The organism is Rahnella sp. CG8 (genome assembly GCF_023701875.1).
Lineage (GTDB): Bacteria > Pseudomonadota > Gammaproteobacteria > Enterobacterales > Enterobacteriaceae > Rahnella > Rahnella aceris.
Map to the genome: position 1 here is coordinate 41,777 of NZ_JABAED010000019.1, position 16,485 is coordinate 58,261.

Below are 16,485 nucleotides of genomic sequence, written 5' to 3' on the forward strand. Positions count from 1 at the left end.
GACCAATGATCTCTATACTGTTGCACAGGTAATCTGCTTATTTGGCAGAAATTTTAATCGACACTCGCGTCCCCTTTTGGAGGAAAAAACATGCGACATCCATTAGTGATGGGTAACTGGAAGCTTAACGGCAGCACCCACATGGTTAACGAACTGATTGCTGCTCTGCGTACTGAACTGAGCACAGTTGTAGGTTGTGGCGTTGCAATTGCTCCACCAGAAGTTTACCTGTCACAGGCTAAACACGCTCTGGCTGGCAGCCGTATTACGCTGGGTGCTCAGAACGTTGATGCTAACCTGTCTGGCGCATTCACCGGTGAAATCTCTGCCGACATGCTGAAAGACATCGGTGCGCAATACATCATCATCGGTCACTCAGAACGCCGCACTTACCACAAAGAAAGTGATGAGTTCATCGCGAAAAAATTCGGCGTGCTGAAAGAAGCGGGTCTGACTCCTGTTCTGTGCATCGGTGAAACCGAAGCAGAAAACGAAGCAGGCAAAACTGAAGCCGTTTGCGCTAAACAACTGGACGCGGTTCTGAGCACTCTGGGTGCGAAAGCATTCGAAGGCGCAGTCATCGCTTACGAACCTGTTTGGGCGATCGGTACCGGCAAATCTGCCACCCCGGCTCAGGCTCAGGCTGTTCACAAATTCATCCGTGACCACATCGCGAAACAAGATGCTGCGGTTGCTGAACAAGTTATCATCCAGTACGGCGGTTCTGTTAACGCTGCAAATGCTGCTGAACTGTTCACCCAGCCAGACATCGATGGCGCACTGGTTGGCGGCGCATCACTGAAAGCAGACGCTTTCGCTGTGATCGTGAAAGCCGCTGCTGAAGCTAAACAAGCGTAAGCCTGTTTCTTCTGCGCATAAAAAACCCCGGCATGCCGGGGTTTTTTATTGTCTGTAACATGGCGATTAACGCCTGGAGATTTGGTCGAAAATTCCGTCTGTCGCAAAATGGTCTTTCTGCGCCTGAGCCCAGGTACCTGCAACCTGATCAATGGTGAACAGTTTCAGTTTCGGGAATTCAGCCGCGAATTTCTTCTCAACTTCCGGATCACGCGGACGGTAATAATTTTCTGCCGCGATAGTCTGGCCTTCCGGCGAGTACAGGTATTTCAGGTAAGCATCCGCCACTGTACGGGTATCACGCTTATCCACGACTTTATCAACCACAGAAACCGTTGGCTCCGCCAGGATCGATTCGCTTGGCGTGACGATTTCGAACTTATCTTTGCCGACTTCTTTTGTTGCCAGCAATGCCTCGTTTTCCCAGGCAATCAGCACATCACCGATACCACGTTCAACGAAAGTATTGGTCGCGCCACGTGCACCGGAGTCCAGCACTTCGACGTTTTTATACAATGCTTTCACGAAATCCTGAGCCTTCGCTTTGTCATTGTTGTTGTGATGCAACGCGTAACCCCAGGCTGCCAGATAGTTCCAGCGTGCGCCGCCAGACGTTTTAGGGTTCGGCGTAATCACCGATACACCCGGTTTGATCAAATCATTCCAGTCATGAATTTGTTTCGGGTTGCCTTTGCGCACCAGGAACACAATGGTGGACGTGTAAGGCGCAGAGTTGTCCGGCAGGCGGGTGATCCAGTTTTTATCGATACGGCCGCGTTCTGCAATAGCATCAACGTCATAAGCCAGCGCCAGTGTTACCACATCCGCTTCAATGCCATTAATTACTGACGTAGCCTGTTTGCCTGAGCCACCATGCGACTGGCGTACGGTGACGGTATCACCGGTTTTGCCCTGCCAGTATTTACTGAATGCCTTGTTATATTGTTCATAGAATTCGCGGGTTGGATCGTATGACACGTTCAGAATCTGAATATCTTTGGCAATTGCTCCGGTTGCCACCAACAGCAATCCCAAACCTGCAGCCCATTTACGCATCGTACTCTCCCGAAATAGTTTCTATGGATTTCATTTATTTGTTCGTTAAAGAGAGCGTGCCAGATAAAAACGAAACACATAAAGAATAAAAGGTTTTTTTCTATTACTTTATGGAATAAACAAAAAGAGTGGCGAAAAAAAACCTCCCGCAAAGGAGGTTCTTTTAAACACGCAATAAGCTGAATCAGAAAAGTTTTTTCGCCGTGTCGTACCAGTCTTCTTTAAATTTGCTTTTCTTGTTCTCTGGCGCGATACAAATTGAGATGAGTTCGTGAACCATTTTCTCGTTTTCAACACCCACGCAGAAACCGCCCTGAGAATAGTCACGATCTTCTTCCAGCAACAGGTCAACAGCATACGCACCCATGCGGGAAGCCAGAATACGGTCATAAGCGACAGGTGCGCCGCCACGCTGAATATGACCTAATACCGTGCCACGCGTTTCACGACAGGTTTCTTTCTCGATGTATTTAGCCAGTTCTTCAATGTCATCTAACTTCTCGGTGATGGCAACGATGGCATGTTTTTTGCCTTTCGCGATACCGGCTTTGATTTCAGCAACCAGATCATCACGTTTGAATTCAACTTCAGGGATAGCGATAAATTCGCAACCCCCGGCAATCGCTGCTGCTAAGGTCAAATCACCGCAATAACGGCCCATCACCTCAACAATAGAGATACGCTGGTGTGAAGAGGAGGTATCACGTAAACGGTCAATGGCTTCAACCACTGTACCCAGCGCCGTGAAGAAACCGATAGTGTAGTCAGTGCCCGCAACGTCGTTATCGATTGTGCCTGGCAGGCCGATGCAACGGATGCCACCTTCTTTGGTCAGCAGGTCTGCACCGGCATATGAACCGTCACCGCCGATAACCACAAGGCCATCGATACCACGGTCTTTCATATTCTGCAGCGCAACTTTACGCATTTCTGGATCACGGAATTCCGGGAAACGTGCTGAACCCAGGAAAGTACCGCCACGGTTGATCATATCGGAGACGCTGTAGCGATCCAGTTTGCGCATGCGGTTTTCATACATGCCGAGGTAGCCATCTTCAATACCGTAGACTTCCAAATCTGCAGATAAAGCGGCGCGGACAACGCCACGGATCGCAGCATTCATGCCTGGGGCATCGCCACCACTTGTCAGTACACCAATTTTTTTGATCATGACTACCTCTGAACTTGTAGATGCAATTTCTTAAGAATCTTGAGCCAGCCTGTTGGGCGAATTTTTTTATGCAGCCAAAAGGGCTTATTAGCGTTTGAGCCTATAGTATAACAAAACACCGGTGCTGAATTGATTCAAGTCAGCAAGAATACGCATACACCGCTCGGTACATCGCAATTTACTGATTCATACGGCTTTTACAAGATATTTCCAGTTCGTTACGGTCACATTTCCACCTTGTTAATTTCCTGTTCTGCAAATCCAACCCAAATTGAGGACAAAAAAAACCCCACCTTTCGATGGGGGAAGACAGGGATGGTGTCTATGGCAAGGAAAAACAGGGATCTTACTCGGTCGTGCTGGTACTACTCGTCTTCTGGGCAGAAGAGGGCTGTAATCCAGATAACTGCAATTGCATCTGTTTCATGCGCTGCTCATGTTTCTGGTTCAATACATCTTTTTGCTCAGGGGTCAGCAGATTAAACATCTGGTTGCGGATGCGGGCCATTTCGACCTGACGATCCACCTGCTCCTGAGCCATTAATTCAGCTTGTGCTCGCACGGCGGCCTGATCAAACTTTTCGGCGGTAACCAGCCTGTGCATCGTTTCTATCTGTTCTACATTTACATGGGGTAGATCTTTACGAGCCTGGTGCATCAGGTCACGCATTTGCTGGCGCTGTTGCTCAGTAAGATTTACACCATCAAACATGGTGTTGCGTTCCTGAGGCTTATCCAACATCGTGCTATCATGTTCTGCTGGCATCGCCGACACTGGTTTCGCACCATCTGCTAAAACGACACCTGAACTCAGCGTCAGAAGCGTGGCCAAACCGAATGAAGCTGCCTTAAACATCACATACTCCTAAAGTCTTTATCGCTTCATCGCGAATCATTGAAAAGCAGTCTAAACCTGCTGCTGCAAACAAGCGTCAGTGCTTGTAAAAGTACGTAAAGTCATGGAATAGCGGCAATTGATGACGTATTTTGCGTCTAGAGGTAAATACAATGAATAAAATTTTGTTAGTTGATGACGACCGTGAACTGACTTCACTTTTGAAAGAATTGCTCGAAATGGAAGGCTTTAATGTTGTAGTGGCTTACGACGGTGAGCAGGCATTAGAGAAAATCGATAATACCATCGATCTTCTGTTACTTGACGTGATGATGCCGAAGAAAAACGGCATTGAAACCCTTAAAGAATTACGCCAGCGCCATCAGACGCCAGTGATTATGTTAACTGCGCGTGGCAGTGAATTAGACCGTGTCCTCGGCCTCGAACTGGGTGCCGATGACTATCTGCCAAAACCGTTTAACGACCGTGAGCTTGTGGCACGTATCCGGGCCATGTTGCGGCGTTCTAACTGGAGCGAACAGCAGCAAACCAATGAGAACAACGGTTCACCGACGCTTGAAGTCGATGGCTTACAACTGAACCCCGGCCGTCAGGAAGCCAGCTTTAACGGTGAAGCGCTGGATTTAACCGGCACTGAATTCACCCTGTTGTACTTACTGGCAAAACATCTCGGACAGGTCGTTTCCCGCGAACATCTGAGTCAGGAAGTGCTGGGTAAACGTCTGACGCCGTTTGACCGTGCTATTGATATGCACATCTCGAATTTACGCCGTAAATTACCCGATCGTCAGGACGGACATCCATGGTTTAAAACCCTGCGTGGACGCGGTTATCTGATGGTTTCTGCTTCATGATAAACAGTCTTACGGCACGTATTTTTGCCATTTTCTGGTTCACATTAGCCTTAGTGCTGATGCTGGTATTAATGGTGCCGAAACTCGATTCACGCCAGATTACGCCGTTGCTTGATAACGAGCAGCGGCAAGGCCTGATGATTGAACAACACGTTGAAGCTGAACTGGCGACCGATCCTGCCAATGACCTGATGTGGTGGCGCCGGTTGTTCCGTGCCATCGACAAATGGGCACCGCCGGGTCAACGCTTGTTGCTGGTGACCAGCGAAGGGCGCGTTATTGGCGCTCAGCGCAATGAAATGCAGATCGTACGTAACTTTATCGGCCAGTCGGATAACTCAGATCGTCCAAAGAAGAAAAAATATGGTCGCGTCGAAATGGTGGGGCCTTTCTCCGTTCGTGATGGCGAAGACAACTACCAGCTTTACCTGATGCGCCCCGCCAGCAGTTCTCAGTCTGATTTTATCAACCTGATGTTCGACCGTCCGCTATTGCTGCTAATCGTCACCATGCTGATCAGCGCCCCGCTGTTGCTCTGGCTGGCGTGGAGCCTGGCAAAACCTGCACGTAAGCTGAAAAACGCCGCAGACGACGTTGCACGCGGCAATCTCAAGCAGCATCCGGAACTCGAAGCCGGACCGCAGGAATTCCTTGCGACAGGTGCCAGTTTCAACCAGATGGTCAGCGCACTCGAACGAATGGTAACAGCACAGCAACGGCTGATTTCGGATATCTCACACGAGCTACGTACCCCACTGACGCGCCTGCAACTGGCCACCGCGTTGATGAGACGTCGTCATGGTGAGGGTAAAGAGCTGCAACGTATCGAAAATGAGGCTCAGCGCCTTGATGGCATGATCAATGACCTGCTGGTGTTATCACGCAGCCAGCATAAAAATGAATTATCGCGCGAAACCCTGAAGGCCAGCGAATTGTGGGCGGGTGTGATTGACGATGCACAGTTTGAAGCCGAACAGATGGGTAAAACCCTTGAGGTCACGTCGCCACCTGGCCCGTGGAAACTGATCGGTAATGCTGCGGCTCTCGACAGTGCGCTGGAAAACATCGTCCGTAACGCCCTGCGTTATTCGCATCATCACATTGTCCTGAACTTCGCCCACGACAGTGAAGGGATCACCATCACCGTTGATGACGATGGCCCTGGTGTGAGTGAAGAAGATCGTGAACAGATTTTCCGTCCGTTCTACCGCACTGATGAAGCACGTGATCGGGAATCCGGCGGCACCGGCCTTGGGCTGGCGATCGTGGATACCGCGGTTCAGCAGCACAGAGGTAAGGTAAAAGCCGAAGACAGCCCGCTGGGCGGCCTTCGTTTGATTATCTGGCTGCCGCTGCACCAGCGTTAAGATTCTGCTATTCTGCGTCCCTCTATCAGGGGGACGCATGCTTAACATTGTTTTATTTGAACCAGAAATCCCGCCCAACACCGGCAACATTATCCGCCTGTGTGCCAACACCGGATGTCAGCTTCACCTCATCGAACCTTTGGGCTTTGGCTGGGACGATAAACGTCTGCGCCGTGCCGGGCTCGATTACCATGAATTCGCCCATATAAAGCATCACGCCAATTATGACGCTTTCCTAAGTAGCGAAAATCCACAACGTCTTTTTGCCCTGACAACCAAAGGCACGCCAGCACACAGCGCCGTGAGCTATCAGGATAATGATTTCCTGCTGTTTGGCCCTGAAACTCGCGGCTTACCGGCGTCTATTCTGGATAATCTGCCCGCACAGCAGAAAATTCGCATTCCTATGCGCGCAGAAAGTCGCAGCATGAACTTGTCGAATGCTGTTTCTGTGGTGGTTTATGAAGCCTGGCGTCAACTGGGATATCCGGGCGCATTGCTGAAAGAATAGCGGAATGGAAGTGAAGAAGATGGCATGCAGATTCATGCCATCTGAAAAACCGTCAGATACCGTCGCCGAATTCAAAACCCTGCGCAATACCGTTGAAATGCTGATCCATATCCATGGAAGGACGCTCGCTTTCCGGACGCCCGACAATTCGCGCCGGAACGCCTGCAGCCGTGGTGTGCGGAGGAACTGATTGCAACACGACTGAGCCCGCACCGATTTTCGCACCAGCACCCACTTCAATATTGCCGAGGATTTTCGCACCGGCACCAATCATGACGCCTTCACGGATTTTAGGGTGGCGGTCACCGCAGGTTTTTCCTGTACCACCAAGCGTCACAGATTGCAGAATCGATACGTCATTCTCAACCACGGCCGTTTCACCGATGACAATCCCGGTGGCGTGGTCAAACATGATGCCGCAGCCAATACGCGCCGCCGGGTGAATATCTACGCCGAATGACACTGAAATCTGATTTTGGAAATAAATCGCCAGCGCTTTACGATCCTGCTTCCACAGCCAGTTACCGATACGGTATGCCTGCAGCGCGTGGAATCCTTTCAGATAGAGTAACGGGGTGGAATATTTGTCGACTGCCGCATCACGCTGATGCACAGCCAGAATGTCACGGGCAGCAGAGAGGATCATTTGTTCGTCGTTGCGATAGGCTTCTTCGACAACTTCACGGATCGCCATCGCAGGCATAATCGGATTGCCCAACTTGTTGGCCAGAATGTAGCTCAACGCGCCGCCCAGCGTTTCATGTTTTAGCAACGTCGCATGGAAAAAACTGGCCAGCATCGGTTCACACTCAGCCAGCGCTCTCGCCTCTGATTTAATGTTATTCCAGACCAGTTCTAATTCTTCTAGCGACATCACTTTTCCTTACGACTTTGCAAGTTCGGGTAATAAAAAGCCGCCCTGTCGGGAATACCAACAAGGTGGCTATTCTGCAGATGCCTTTCAGTGGCTGTGTTTTTCATCCTTGCTCGCACGGGCAAGCAAACTGATCGCCGCTTCACGCGCATCTTTACCGCAGTACAAGACCTGGTAAATCTGTTCAGTGATTGGCATTTCAACGTTATTACGCTGCGCCAGAGCCCGTACTTCTTTCGTATTGCGATAGCCTTCAACAACCTGACCGATGGTGTCCTGAGCAGTCTGAACATCCTTGCCTTGCCCCAGCATAATGCCAAAGCGACGGTTACGGGACTGGTTATCTGTGCAGGTTAACACCAAATCACCCAAGCCTGCCATGCCCATAAATGTGGCCGGATCAGCGCCTAAAGCGGAACCCAGGCGGGTCATTTCAGCCAGACCACGGGTAATCAGTGCGGTTCTTGCATTAGCCCCAAAGCCGATACCATCGGACATTCCGGCACCAATCGCGATAACGTTTTTAATCGCACCGCCCAACTGAACCCCGATAAAATCGGGATTGCTGTAAACACGGAAGCTTTTGCCACAGTGCAGCAATTGCTGCAGATCTTCGGCAAAACTGGCATCAGTGGCGGCCAGTGAGATTGCTGTTGGCATGCCTGCCGCCAGTTCTTTGGCGAATGTCGGCCCGGAAACCACCGCTAACGGAATGGCATCACCGAGTTCTTCACGCGCGACATCCTGCAACAGACGGCCGGTTTCTGCTTCCAGCCCTTTCGTCGCCCATACCACGCGCGCATCAGGGCGCAAATGGGGTTTCAGCTGACGCAAAACGTCACCAAATACATGGCTGGGTACCACAACCAGCACATTACGGCTGGCCGCTAACGCGACAGACAGATTGGTTTCGAGCAACAGATTATCGGGGAACGGAACATCAGGAAGGAATTCCTGATTACAACGGGCACGTTGTAATGCGTTGATGTGGTCGGGATTATGTCCCCACAGCACAACGGGATGGCCATTTCTGGCAAGAGTAATCGCTAAAGCGGTGCCGTACGAGCCGGCACCGATCACTGTCATTGACGCATTGACGGTTTTCATCAGGCATCCTGATGCGGTTCAGCACCTTCGCCTTCAGCTTGCTGTTGCAGATAGTTCATGAACAGAGCGTCAAAGTTAACAGGTGCAAGGTTCAGTTGCGGGAAGGTACCGCGGGAAACCAGGCTGGTGATGCACTCACGGGCATACGGGAACAGAATGTTCGGGCAATATGCACCCAGGCAGTGCGCCATCTGGTTGCCATCAATACCGGAGATAGTGAAGATACCACCCTGCTGAACTTCGCACAGGAACGCAGTTTCGTCGCCCAGTGAAGAAGTTACCGTCACACGCAAGACGACTTCATATACGCCTTCAGCCAGCTGGCTGGAAGCGGTATCAAGATCCAGTTTAACTTCTGGCTGCCAGTCTTGCTGGAAAACCTGAGGCGCATTTGGCGCTTCAAAAGAGATGTCTTTGGTGTAGATACGTTGGATCTGGAAAGCCATCTCGGTGTTATTTTGTTCTGACATGTGAGTAGTACCCTCGGGTTAATAGTCCTTTTAAACACTTAATGAAAAACAGCCGCCGCCTTTATTAACCCAGCATTGGGTCAAGGCCACCGCGTGCATCAAGTGCATGTAAATCATCACAACCGCCGACATGCTGCCCGTCGATAAAGATCTGAGGAACGGTTGAACGACCGCTGCGGGCGATCATTTTTTCACGTTTATCTGCATCGCCGTCGATAGCGATTTCATCGAATGAAGCTCCTTTGCTATTAAGCAGAGCTTTCGCACGATGGCAATAAGGGCAGGTTGCCTTGGTGTAGATTTCAATTTTTGCCATGGGTTCCACCTCAGAGTCGTAAAATTGAGTGCCGTAGCAGTTGGCTTAATGTCTTATTTACCGCGCACTAAAGGCAGGTTTTCACTGCTCCAGCCGCTGATACCTTCTTTGAGTGTAAACACGCGCTCAAAACCAGCAGCAATAAGGCCTTCAGCCGCAGTGCGGGAAGTTTGTCCTGTGGCACAAACCACGATAACAGGCTGTGCTTTATGTTTGGTCAGCTCACCCAGGTTGTTGTTCTTGATGTCAGCAGACAACACATTCTGTGATTCAGCGATGTGGCCTTTGCGGAATTCTTCACGCGCGCGAACATCGACAACGATGGCATCTTCTTTGTTAATCAGGCGGGTTGCTTCGCCACGGGTGATCTCTTTCACTTTAGAAAAACGTGTTTTAAAGGTGGTCACAATTACTGCAATCAGTAACGCAACCCACGCCAGGCTGAGAACCGGATGCGCACTGATGAATGGCATAATATCTTGCATGGGGTGTAGCAACTCCCGTCAGTTGGGGGAAAATTCAAGGCTTCAGAGTATACCTGCGCGTCGGAGCAAATACAGCCAGTAAGCGCGGGTGAATGCCACAATCTGCGGCACATCCTGGAAAATTAACACGGCTTTATGCCGAAAGTTAACCCTCACCCCGCCTCATCTTTGATCTCCTCGGGCTATTCACACACGGCGCTGGGGTAAAATCAGCCCGCCTGAGTGCATTTAGCCGCGCCTGTTCATGCCGTTGCAACTGGCGAGCCTATTGAGCATTTCATCTTTTAAACTGAGGTCAATTGACATGTCGAGCAACAAAAAACCGATGGTTCTGGTGATTCTGGATGGCTACGGGCATCGTGAAGAACAACAAGATAACGCAATTCTGAATGCCAAAACCCCCGTCATGGATAATCTGTGGGCCACTCACCCGCATACCCTTATCGCCGCATCCGGGCTGGACGTCGGTCTGCCTGATGGCCAGATGGGAAACTCCGAAGTCGGCCATGTCAATTTAGGTGCCGGCCGCATCGTGTATCAGGATCTCACCCGTCTGGACAAAGAAATTAAAGAAGGCGACTTCTTTAATAATAGCGTACTGACTGGCGCTGTTGATCGCGCAATCGCCGCAGGCAAAGCGGTTCACATTATGGGACTGTTGTCTGCGGGCGGCGTTCACAGCCACGAAGACCACATCATGGCGATGGTCGAACTGGCGCAACGCCGTGGCGCGAAAGCCATTTATCTGCATGCCTTCCTGGATGGTCGCGATACACCACCACGCAGCGCTGAAGCGGCGCTGAAACGCTTCTCAGAGAAATTCGCACAAATCGGTACGGGTCGTATTGCGTCAATCGTGGGCCGTTATTACGCCATGGATCGCGATAACCGCTGGGATCGTGTGCAACTGGCCTATGATTTGATGTCACAGGCAAAAGGCGCATTTACTGCCGATAATGCACTGGCTGGCCTGCAGGCCGCTTATGCCCGTGATGAAAATGATGAATTCGTGAAGCCAACCGTATTGCAGGCAGCAGGCGAAGAATCCGCAGCCATCAATGACGGCGATGCACTGATCTTCATGAACTTCCGCGCAGACCGGGCCCGCGAAATCACCCGCGCCTTTATCAGTCCGGACTTCGATGGTTTTGCCCGCGAAAAAGTCATCAACTTCGGCGATTTCATCATGCTGACCGAATATGCTGCAGACATCAACGCAGCCTGCGCCTATCCACCGGCATCACTGAAAAACACGCTGGGTGAATGGCTGATGGCGCACGGCAAAACGCAGTTGCGTATCTCTGAAACCGAGAAGTATGCCCATGTCACCTTCTTCTTTAACGGGGGCATGGAAGATTCGTTTGAAGGCGAAGACCGTATTCTGGTGAAATCACCAAACGTGGCGACTTATGACCTGCAACCGGAAATGAGCTCTGCTGAACTGACGGAAAAGCTGCTCGGCGCAATCAGCAGTGGTAAGTACGACACCATCATTTGTAACTATCCGAATGGCGACATGGTCGGTCATACCGGCGTTTACGACGCAGCAGTGAGTGCCGTTGAAGCACTCGATAAATGTGTTGCTCAGGTTGTGGACGCAGTGAAAGCCGTGGGTGGTCAGTTGCTGATTACCGCCGACCACGGTAATGCAGAACAAATGCGTGACCCGGCGACCGGTCAGGCACACACTGCACACACCAGCCTGCCGGTTCCGCTGATTTATATCGGCGGAAATGCACAAGCGGTTGAAGGCGGTAAATTATCTGATATCGCGCCAACCATGCTTTCACTGATGGGCATGGAAATTCCGCCGGAAATGAGCGGCAAGCCGCTGTTTATCGCGCGTTAATTTCTGTTAAAAACCGTCAAAAAAGGCGTACTGACACCCGTTGGTACGCCTTTTTTGTTTGTGCATCAGCGGGTTGATTAGTGTTACGATACGAAAAGGGACAGCCATATTGTCTATCATCCACGGTCGACAAGCGGAAAAAAGTTTGAGCAAATTCAATCATTTCAGCCTGATGAGAACCCGCCTTTCCGCTCAGGACAAGGCCGTATCTGCCTTCCCATCTCCAGCCTTACTACTTTGCGTTTCCCTGCTGTCTCTTTCTGTGAGTGTGCATGCTGACGACAATAAAGATCAGCTCAAAACCATTCAGCAAAACATCGCGGAAAAAGAGAAAAGCGTAAAACAGCAGAAACAGCAACGCGGCACGTTATTGCAGCAATTGCAGGCGCAGGAAAAAACCATCGCCTCAGCCAGCAGTCAGTTACGCAGCACTCAGTCAACCCTCGCCACGTTGGGAAAAGACATTTCCGGGCTGAATGCGTCCATTGATAAATTGCAAAAACAGCAAAAGACGCAGGAAGCTATTCTGGCAAAGCAGCTCGATGCCGCATTCCGGATCGGGCAGCATAAAGGCCTGCAATTACTGCTGAGCAGCGAAGAGAGCGCACGCAGCGAGAGGATCCTGGCTTATTTTGGTTATCTGAATGAAGCGCGACAGAAAACCATTGAGGATCTGAAACAGACCCGAGCCACGCTGGCTGAACAGCGTGTTTCTTTGCAATCGAAACAAACCCAGCAAAAAAGCCTGCTGAGTGAACAACAAACCCAGCAGCAGAAACTCGAACAGGCTCGTGCCGCCCGTAAGCAAACGCTCACGGCACTGGAGTCTTCATTGCAAAAAGATGAGCAGAGCCTGACCGAACTGCGCGCTAACGAATCCAGCCTGCAAAACAAAATTGCCGCTGCCGAACGTGCTGCCAAAGCACGCGCAGAAAAAGAAGCGCGTGAAGCTGCGGCAGTCAGAGCGAAAGAACAGCAGGCGAAGAAATCCGGTTCCACCTACAAACCGACCCAAAGCGAGCAATCTCTGATGGCCCGTACCGGCGGTCTGGGCAGACCATCAGGTCAAAATATGTGGCCTGTTAATGGTTCGTTGATACATCGCTTCGGCGAACAGCTGCAGGGTGAACTACGCTGGAAAGGGATTGTGATCTCAGCAAGAGAAGGCAGTGATGTCCGGGCGATTGCTGACGGACGCGTCATTCTGGCGGACTGGTTACAGGGATACGGTTTGGTTGTGGTTATCGATCATGGCAAAGGCGATATGAGCCTGTACGGTTACAACCAGGATGCACTGGTCAGCGTAGGCGACCAGGTCAGAACGGGCCAGGCCATTGCTAAAGTTGGGAACAGCGGCGGACAAGGCCAGCCATCGCTGTATTTTGAAATTCGTCGTCAGGGCCAGGCCGTTAATCCACAGCCGTGGTTGGGAAGATAGCATTGCGATATAACAAGTCCGTTTTAGCTGCCCTTTGTGGTACTGCGTTTTTTGCTTGTCAGGTTCAGGCAGCGAAATTATCCATCCTGATCGATGACTTTGGTTATCGCCAGCATGAGGAAAACCAGGTACTTCAGATGCCAAAAGCGGTATCCGTCGCGATTTTCCCCAACGCACCCGATTCACAGATGATGATGAACAAGGCTCACCAGCAGGGGCGTGAAATTCTGATCCATCTGCCGATGGCGCCACTTAGTAAGCAACCGCTGGAAAAAGACACGCTGACCCCCTCCATGAGCGCCGCAGAAGTGAAACGTATTGTCGATCAGGCGATCAGCAATATCCCTTACGCGATTGGCATCAATAACCATATGGGTAGTGCTATGACCTCCAGCCTGACCGGGATGGAAAATGTCATGCAGGCAATGAATGCCCACAACCTGTTTTTCCTCGACAGCATGACCATTGGTAACACCCAGTCAGTCAAAGCGGCTCAGGGCACCCGGGTGAAAGTCATTAAGCGCAATGTCTTTTTAGATGATGTGCAGAATGAAGCGGAAATCCGCCGTCAGTTTGAACGCGCAATTCAGCTCGCACGCAAGAATGGATATGCCATCGCGATAGGACACCCGCATCCGACGACAGTGAAAGTACTGCAGCAAATGTTGCCGAATCTACCTTCCGATATCGTTCTGGTCAGGCCAAGTGATCTGCTGAACGAACCCCAGCGCAGCACACCCGCCGGTAAGGTCACGATTACGCCCGTAAAATCATCACGTAAAGGCATCAGCATCTGCCGCCTCAGGCAACCTCTCCCGCAGATTTATGCCGACAGCATGTTTAAAATTCTGGGGGAAAGCCTGAAATCTTCACCCGCTGCGGCATTTGTTGAACGGCAGTATTCTGTGATAACAACTTTTACTAAAAAGTAGAAATCGCACACATTGGCGGTTTCCTGATTATATTGGTGGTACGCATATATTTGGCATCACCAAATAACTTATTGATATCAATTGATTTCATAGCCAAACTAAAAAGTAGAGCTTCTGGGTTTTGCCTCATATAATGGGCGCTGTATATTTTTTTGACCGGACTGAGCAAGGGCGCTAACCGATGGGACAAGATCGATCTAAAATTCTGCTACTGGATAGTGGCAAGGAATGGGGAGGCGGGACTAACAGCATGTTAGAACTGCTGAAAAGAATCGATCGTGAAAAATATGAAATCAGCTGCTGCTTTTACAACGATTACGCCCGGGACAACGGCGAAACTATCAGTCAGATTTTAAACTCACTGAATGTACCGGTATTTTTTATTCCGCAGGTTAAGCAACCTGCCTGGGCGAAAATAGCTAAAGAAGTATTAAGAACGCTGTTTTTCTTTAGCAGTAATTTGCGTCAGAAAGCCATTTACTCTATCGACAAAATCTGGCGTATTAATCCCAATATCCGCAAAATTCACTCCCTGCTTGAACTCGGTCAGTTTGACATTCTCTATATGAATAATCAGCCCAGCTCTAACGTCGAAGGCTATTATTCTACTGCCGGTTTACCCACAGAAATCGTACAGCATTGTCGCATTGAACCGGTGCTCAACCGGGAGGTTGTGCGCATCGTTAACCGGTTCTGCCACAGCATTATCTCTGTTTCTCAAGGCGTTCAGGAACAACTGCTCAAACGTGGTGTACGCAAAGAGTTATGTTTTACCGTTTTTAATGGCATTGATATCCATCAGCCATTGCCCGAAGGCACAAAAATCCGGGAAGAATTAGCAGCCGACAACGACACGTTCATCTTTGGCAGTATAGGTTCTCTGATTAACCGCAAAGCTCATCACTTCACATTACTGGCACTAGACAAATTTAATCGCGCATTTCCGGAAGCCAAATGGAAAATGGTGTTTGTGGGTGAAGGCCCGAATTTACGCCGTCTCATTCAGCAAACTTCGGCTCTGAATATGATGGATAAAGTGGTATTTACAGGCTTCCAGAGCAATGCGCTGGAATATCTGTCCGCGTTTGATGCCTTTATATTAGGCTCAAAAAGTGAAGGGCTTCCGCGGGTCGTGTTGGAATCCATGCTGCTGAAAACGCCGGTGATTGGTTCGAATGTCACCGGTACAGCCGAACTGATTAAAAATGCAGAAACCGGCATGTTATTTGAGTATGGCGATATTGATATGCTCTTTAATCATATGAAAACACTGTATCTCAATGCCCATCTGAGAAATGAAATTGCAGAGCAGGCAAATCTGACTGTTCGCGAAAAATTTGCAATTGAAAAATATGTCTCAGGCGTTGAAACCGTTTTAAGCAGTGTGAAAAAGAAACAAGGCTGAATATGTTCAAATTTCTAAATCCAAAATATCGTCACATTCTTTCACGCCATAATTTGCCGTATGACGGGACCGTCATGGCAGGAAAACCAAAGAACAGCGTGACGTCTGTGGTGATCCCTTCCGCGGGGGCTGACTATATTGAAGAAGCTTGTCTGTGTGCAGAGTTTGCCGATAAATTTGCGACCGCATTACAGGAAATCGTGATTGTTACCGATCAGGCTGCCAGCCAGTTTCGCCCGTTACCGGAGAAAGTCCGGATCGTCACGCTTCACCCTGAAACCAAATCCGGTGATTATCGTTATAAACAAATTTATCTCAGCCGCCTGATCAAACTGATGGCGCCTTTGCAGGCCAGAACTGACGGTATTTTGATGATCGATTCCGATCTTAATTTGCTTAAAATGCCGGAAATTCAGTTACATGAAAATCATATTTATTCAAGTTTCCGTCAGGGCAAGATGATTGCCAAACTGGACGGTTGTGATCCTGAGATCATCCCGGCGTATTACAAAAACAGCGTGCGTCCTTATATTGTCGATCACGTGAACGGCGCTTTTTTAGCCGCCACGCGTAAAACCTGGGAGCGTTTGTGCCCGCTGTGGATTATGTTTTTCATCGATACATGGAACATTCTGCCAGACAACCAGCCCCCGACAGATCAACTGCCTCTGGCGGCCATGCTGGATACGCTGGACATCAAAAGCGTCAATCTGGGCGACTGGATGAACTGGCCGGTATCGAAAAAAATTGGCGGCACACCGTCGGTTATCCCTAAAGAAGTGATCGGCGCTCATGGCGGCTTCCCGCTGACAGAATGGCAAAAGTATCTGGCTTCACCGGATAATGAACTGTTATTCAAAGGTCAGGATTACACCCGTAAAGTGCGTTATCTGACGGATGACGAGAAACAAATGGCCGGTCCTGCGGCGTAAAGAC

The 16,485-nt window shown here is 50.0% G+C and carries 17 protein-coding genes; 9 read left to right on the top strand and 8 right to left on the bottom strand.

Features of this window, described 5'->3' with window-relative positions; translation table 11 throughout:
- Positions 1-90 precede the first annotated feature (90 nt).
- Positions 91-858, top strand: a complete 768-nt coding sequence (gene tpiA, locus HGO41_RS17550; RefSeq protein WP_119262197.1) for a triose-phosphate isomerase — start codon at positions 91-93, stop codon at positions 856-858.
- A 66-nt stretch (positions 859-924) separates the two neighbouring features.
- Here tpiA and HGO41_RS17555 read toward each other — a convergent pair whose 3' ends face one another.
- The 3 genes from HGO41_RS17555 to cpxP form a co-directional block, all read right to left on the bottom strand.
- Complete coding sequence (locus tag HGO41_RS17555) at positions 925-1,914, bottom strand: sulfate ABC transporter substrate-binding protein (RefSeq protein ID WP_013577594.1); 990 nt, start codon at positions 1,912-1,914, stop codon at positions 925-927.
- 184 nt (positions 1,915-2,098) lie between these two features.
- Complete coding sequence (pfkA, locus tag HGO41_RS17560) at positions 2,099-3,085, bottom strand: 6-phosphofructokinase (protein WP_013577595.1); 987 nt, start codon at positions 3,083-3,085, stop codon at positions 2,099-2,101.
- Positions 3,086-3,431: 346 nt separating this feature from the next.
- Entirely contained in the window at positions 3,432-3,941 is a 510-nt protein-coding gene (cpxP, locus tag HGO41_RS17565; RefSeq protein ID WP_037035326.1) for a cell-envelope stress modulator CpxP, read from the bottom strand.
- Positions 3,942-4,093: 152 nt separating this feature from the next.
- Between cpxP and cpxR the strand changes: the two genes are divergently transcribed.
- Genes cpxR through trmL form a run of 3 tightly spaced genes read left to right on the top strand, consistent with a single transcriptional unit; the run spans position 4,094 to position 6,673 of the window.
- Positions 4,094-4,795 carry an envelope stress response regulator transcription factor CpxR gene (gene cpxR / locus HGO41_RS17570; RefSeq protein WP_013577597.1) on the top strand — a complete coding sequence of 234 codons (702 nt, stop codon included), beginning with the start codon at positions 4,094-4,096 and terminating at the stop codon, positions 4,793-4,795.
- Entirely contained in the window at positions 4,792-6,162 is a 1,371-nt protein-coding gene (gene cpxA / locus HGO41_RS17575) for an envelope stress sensor histidine kinase CpxA (protein WP_037035328.1), read from the top strand. The genes cpxR and cpxA overlap by 4 nt, the downstream gene beginning before the upstream one ends.
- A gap of 37 nt (positions 6,163-6,199) precedes the next feature.
- Positions 6,200-6,673, top strand: a complete 474-nt coding sequence (gene trmL / locus HGO41_RS17580) for a tRNA (uridine(34)/cytosine(34)/5-carboxymethylaminomethyluridine(34)-2'-O)-methyltransferase TrmL (RefSeq protein WP_013577599.1) — start codon at positions 6,200-6,202, stop codon at positions 6,671-6,673.
- 52 nt (positions 6,674-6,725) lie between these two features.
- Here the strand turns inward: trmL and cysE are convergent, their stop codons facing one another.
- The 5 genes from cysE to HGO41_RS17605 form a co-directional block, all read right to left on the bottom strand.
- Complete coding sequence (gene cysE, locus HGO41_RS17585; protein WP_013577600.1) at positions 6,726-7,547, bottom strand: serine O-acetyltransferase; 822 nt, start codon at positions 7,545-7,547, stop codon at positions 6,726-6,728.
- 87 nt (positions 7,548-7,634) lie between these two features.
- A complete protein-coding gene (gene gpsA / locus HGO41_RS17590; RefSeq protein ID WP_013577601.1) occupies positions 7,635-8,654 on the bottom strand; it encodes an NAD(P)H-dependent glycerol-3-phosphate dehydrogenase in 1,020 nt (339 codons plus the stop codon).
- A complete protein-coding gene (gene secB, locus HGO41_RS17595; protein ID WP_013577602.1) occupies positions 8,654-9,124 on the bottom strand; it encodes a protein-export chaperone SecB in 471 nt (156 codons plus the stop codon). Before secB ends, gpsA begins: the two co-directional genes overlap by 1 nt.
- 64 nt (positions 9,125-9,188) lie before the next feature.
- Positions 9,189-9,440, bottom strand: a complete 252-nt coding sequence (gene grxC, locus HGO41_RS17600) for a glutaredoxin 3 (RefSeq protein ID WP_013577603.1) — start codon at positions 9,438-9,440, stop codon at positions 9,189-9,191.
- A gap of 53 nt (positions 9,441-9,493) precedes the next feature.
- Positions 9,494-9,925 (bottom strand): rhodanese-like domain-containing protein, encoded by a 432-nt coding sequence (locus HGO41_RS17605; RefSeq protein ID WP_013577604.1) that lies wholly within the window; start codon positions 9,923-9,925, stop codon positions 9,494-9,496.
- Positions 9,926-10,229: 304 nt separating this feature from the next.
- On the opposite strand from HGO41_RS17605, the gene gpmM reads away from it, so the two are divergent.
- From gpmM to HGO41_RS17630, 5 genes are all read left to right on the top strand, one after another.
- Positions 10,230-11,774: a 2,3-bisphosphoglycerate-independent phosphoglycerate mutase gene (gene gpmM, locus HGO41_RS17610; RefSeq protein ID WP_037035330.1), complete on the top strand. Its 1,545-nt coding sequence runs from the start codon at positions 10,230-10,232 to the stop codon at positions 11,772-11,774.
- Positions 11,775-11,919: 145 nt separating this feature from the next.
- The gene (gene envC / locus HGO41_RS17615) at positions 11,920-13,212 is read left to right on the top strand and encodes a murein hydrolase activator EnvC (RefSeq protein ID WP_015690600.1); all 1,293 of its coding nucleotides are present in this window, start codon (positions 11,920-11,922) and stop codon (positions 13,210-13,212) included.
- A 2-nt stretch (positions 13,213-13,214) separates the two neighbouring features.
- Positions 13,215-14,144 (top strand): divergent polysaccharide deacetylase family protein, encoded by a 930-nt coding sequence (locus HGO41_RS17620; protein WP_153376600.1) that lies wholly within the window; start codon positions 13,215-13,217, stop codon positions 14,142-14,144.
- 181 nt (positions 14,145-14,325) lie between these two features.
- Positions 14,326-15,549, top strand: a complete 1,224-nt coding sequence (locus HGO41_RS17625) for a glycosyltransferase (RefSeq protein ID WP_013577608.1) — start codon at positions 14,326-14,328, stop codon at positions 15,547-15,549.
- Positions 15,550-15,551: 2 nt separating this feature from the next.
- Positions 15,552-16,481, top strand: a complete 930-nt coding sequence (locus HGO41_RS17630; RefSeq protein ID WP_013577609.1) for a hypothetical protein — start codon at positions 15,552-15,554, stop codon at positions 16,479-16,481.
- Positions 16,482-16,485 lie beyond the last annotated feature (4 nt).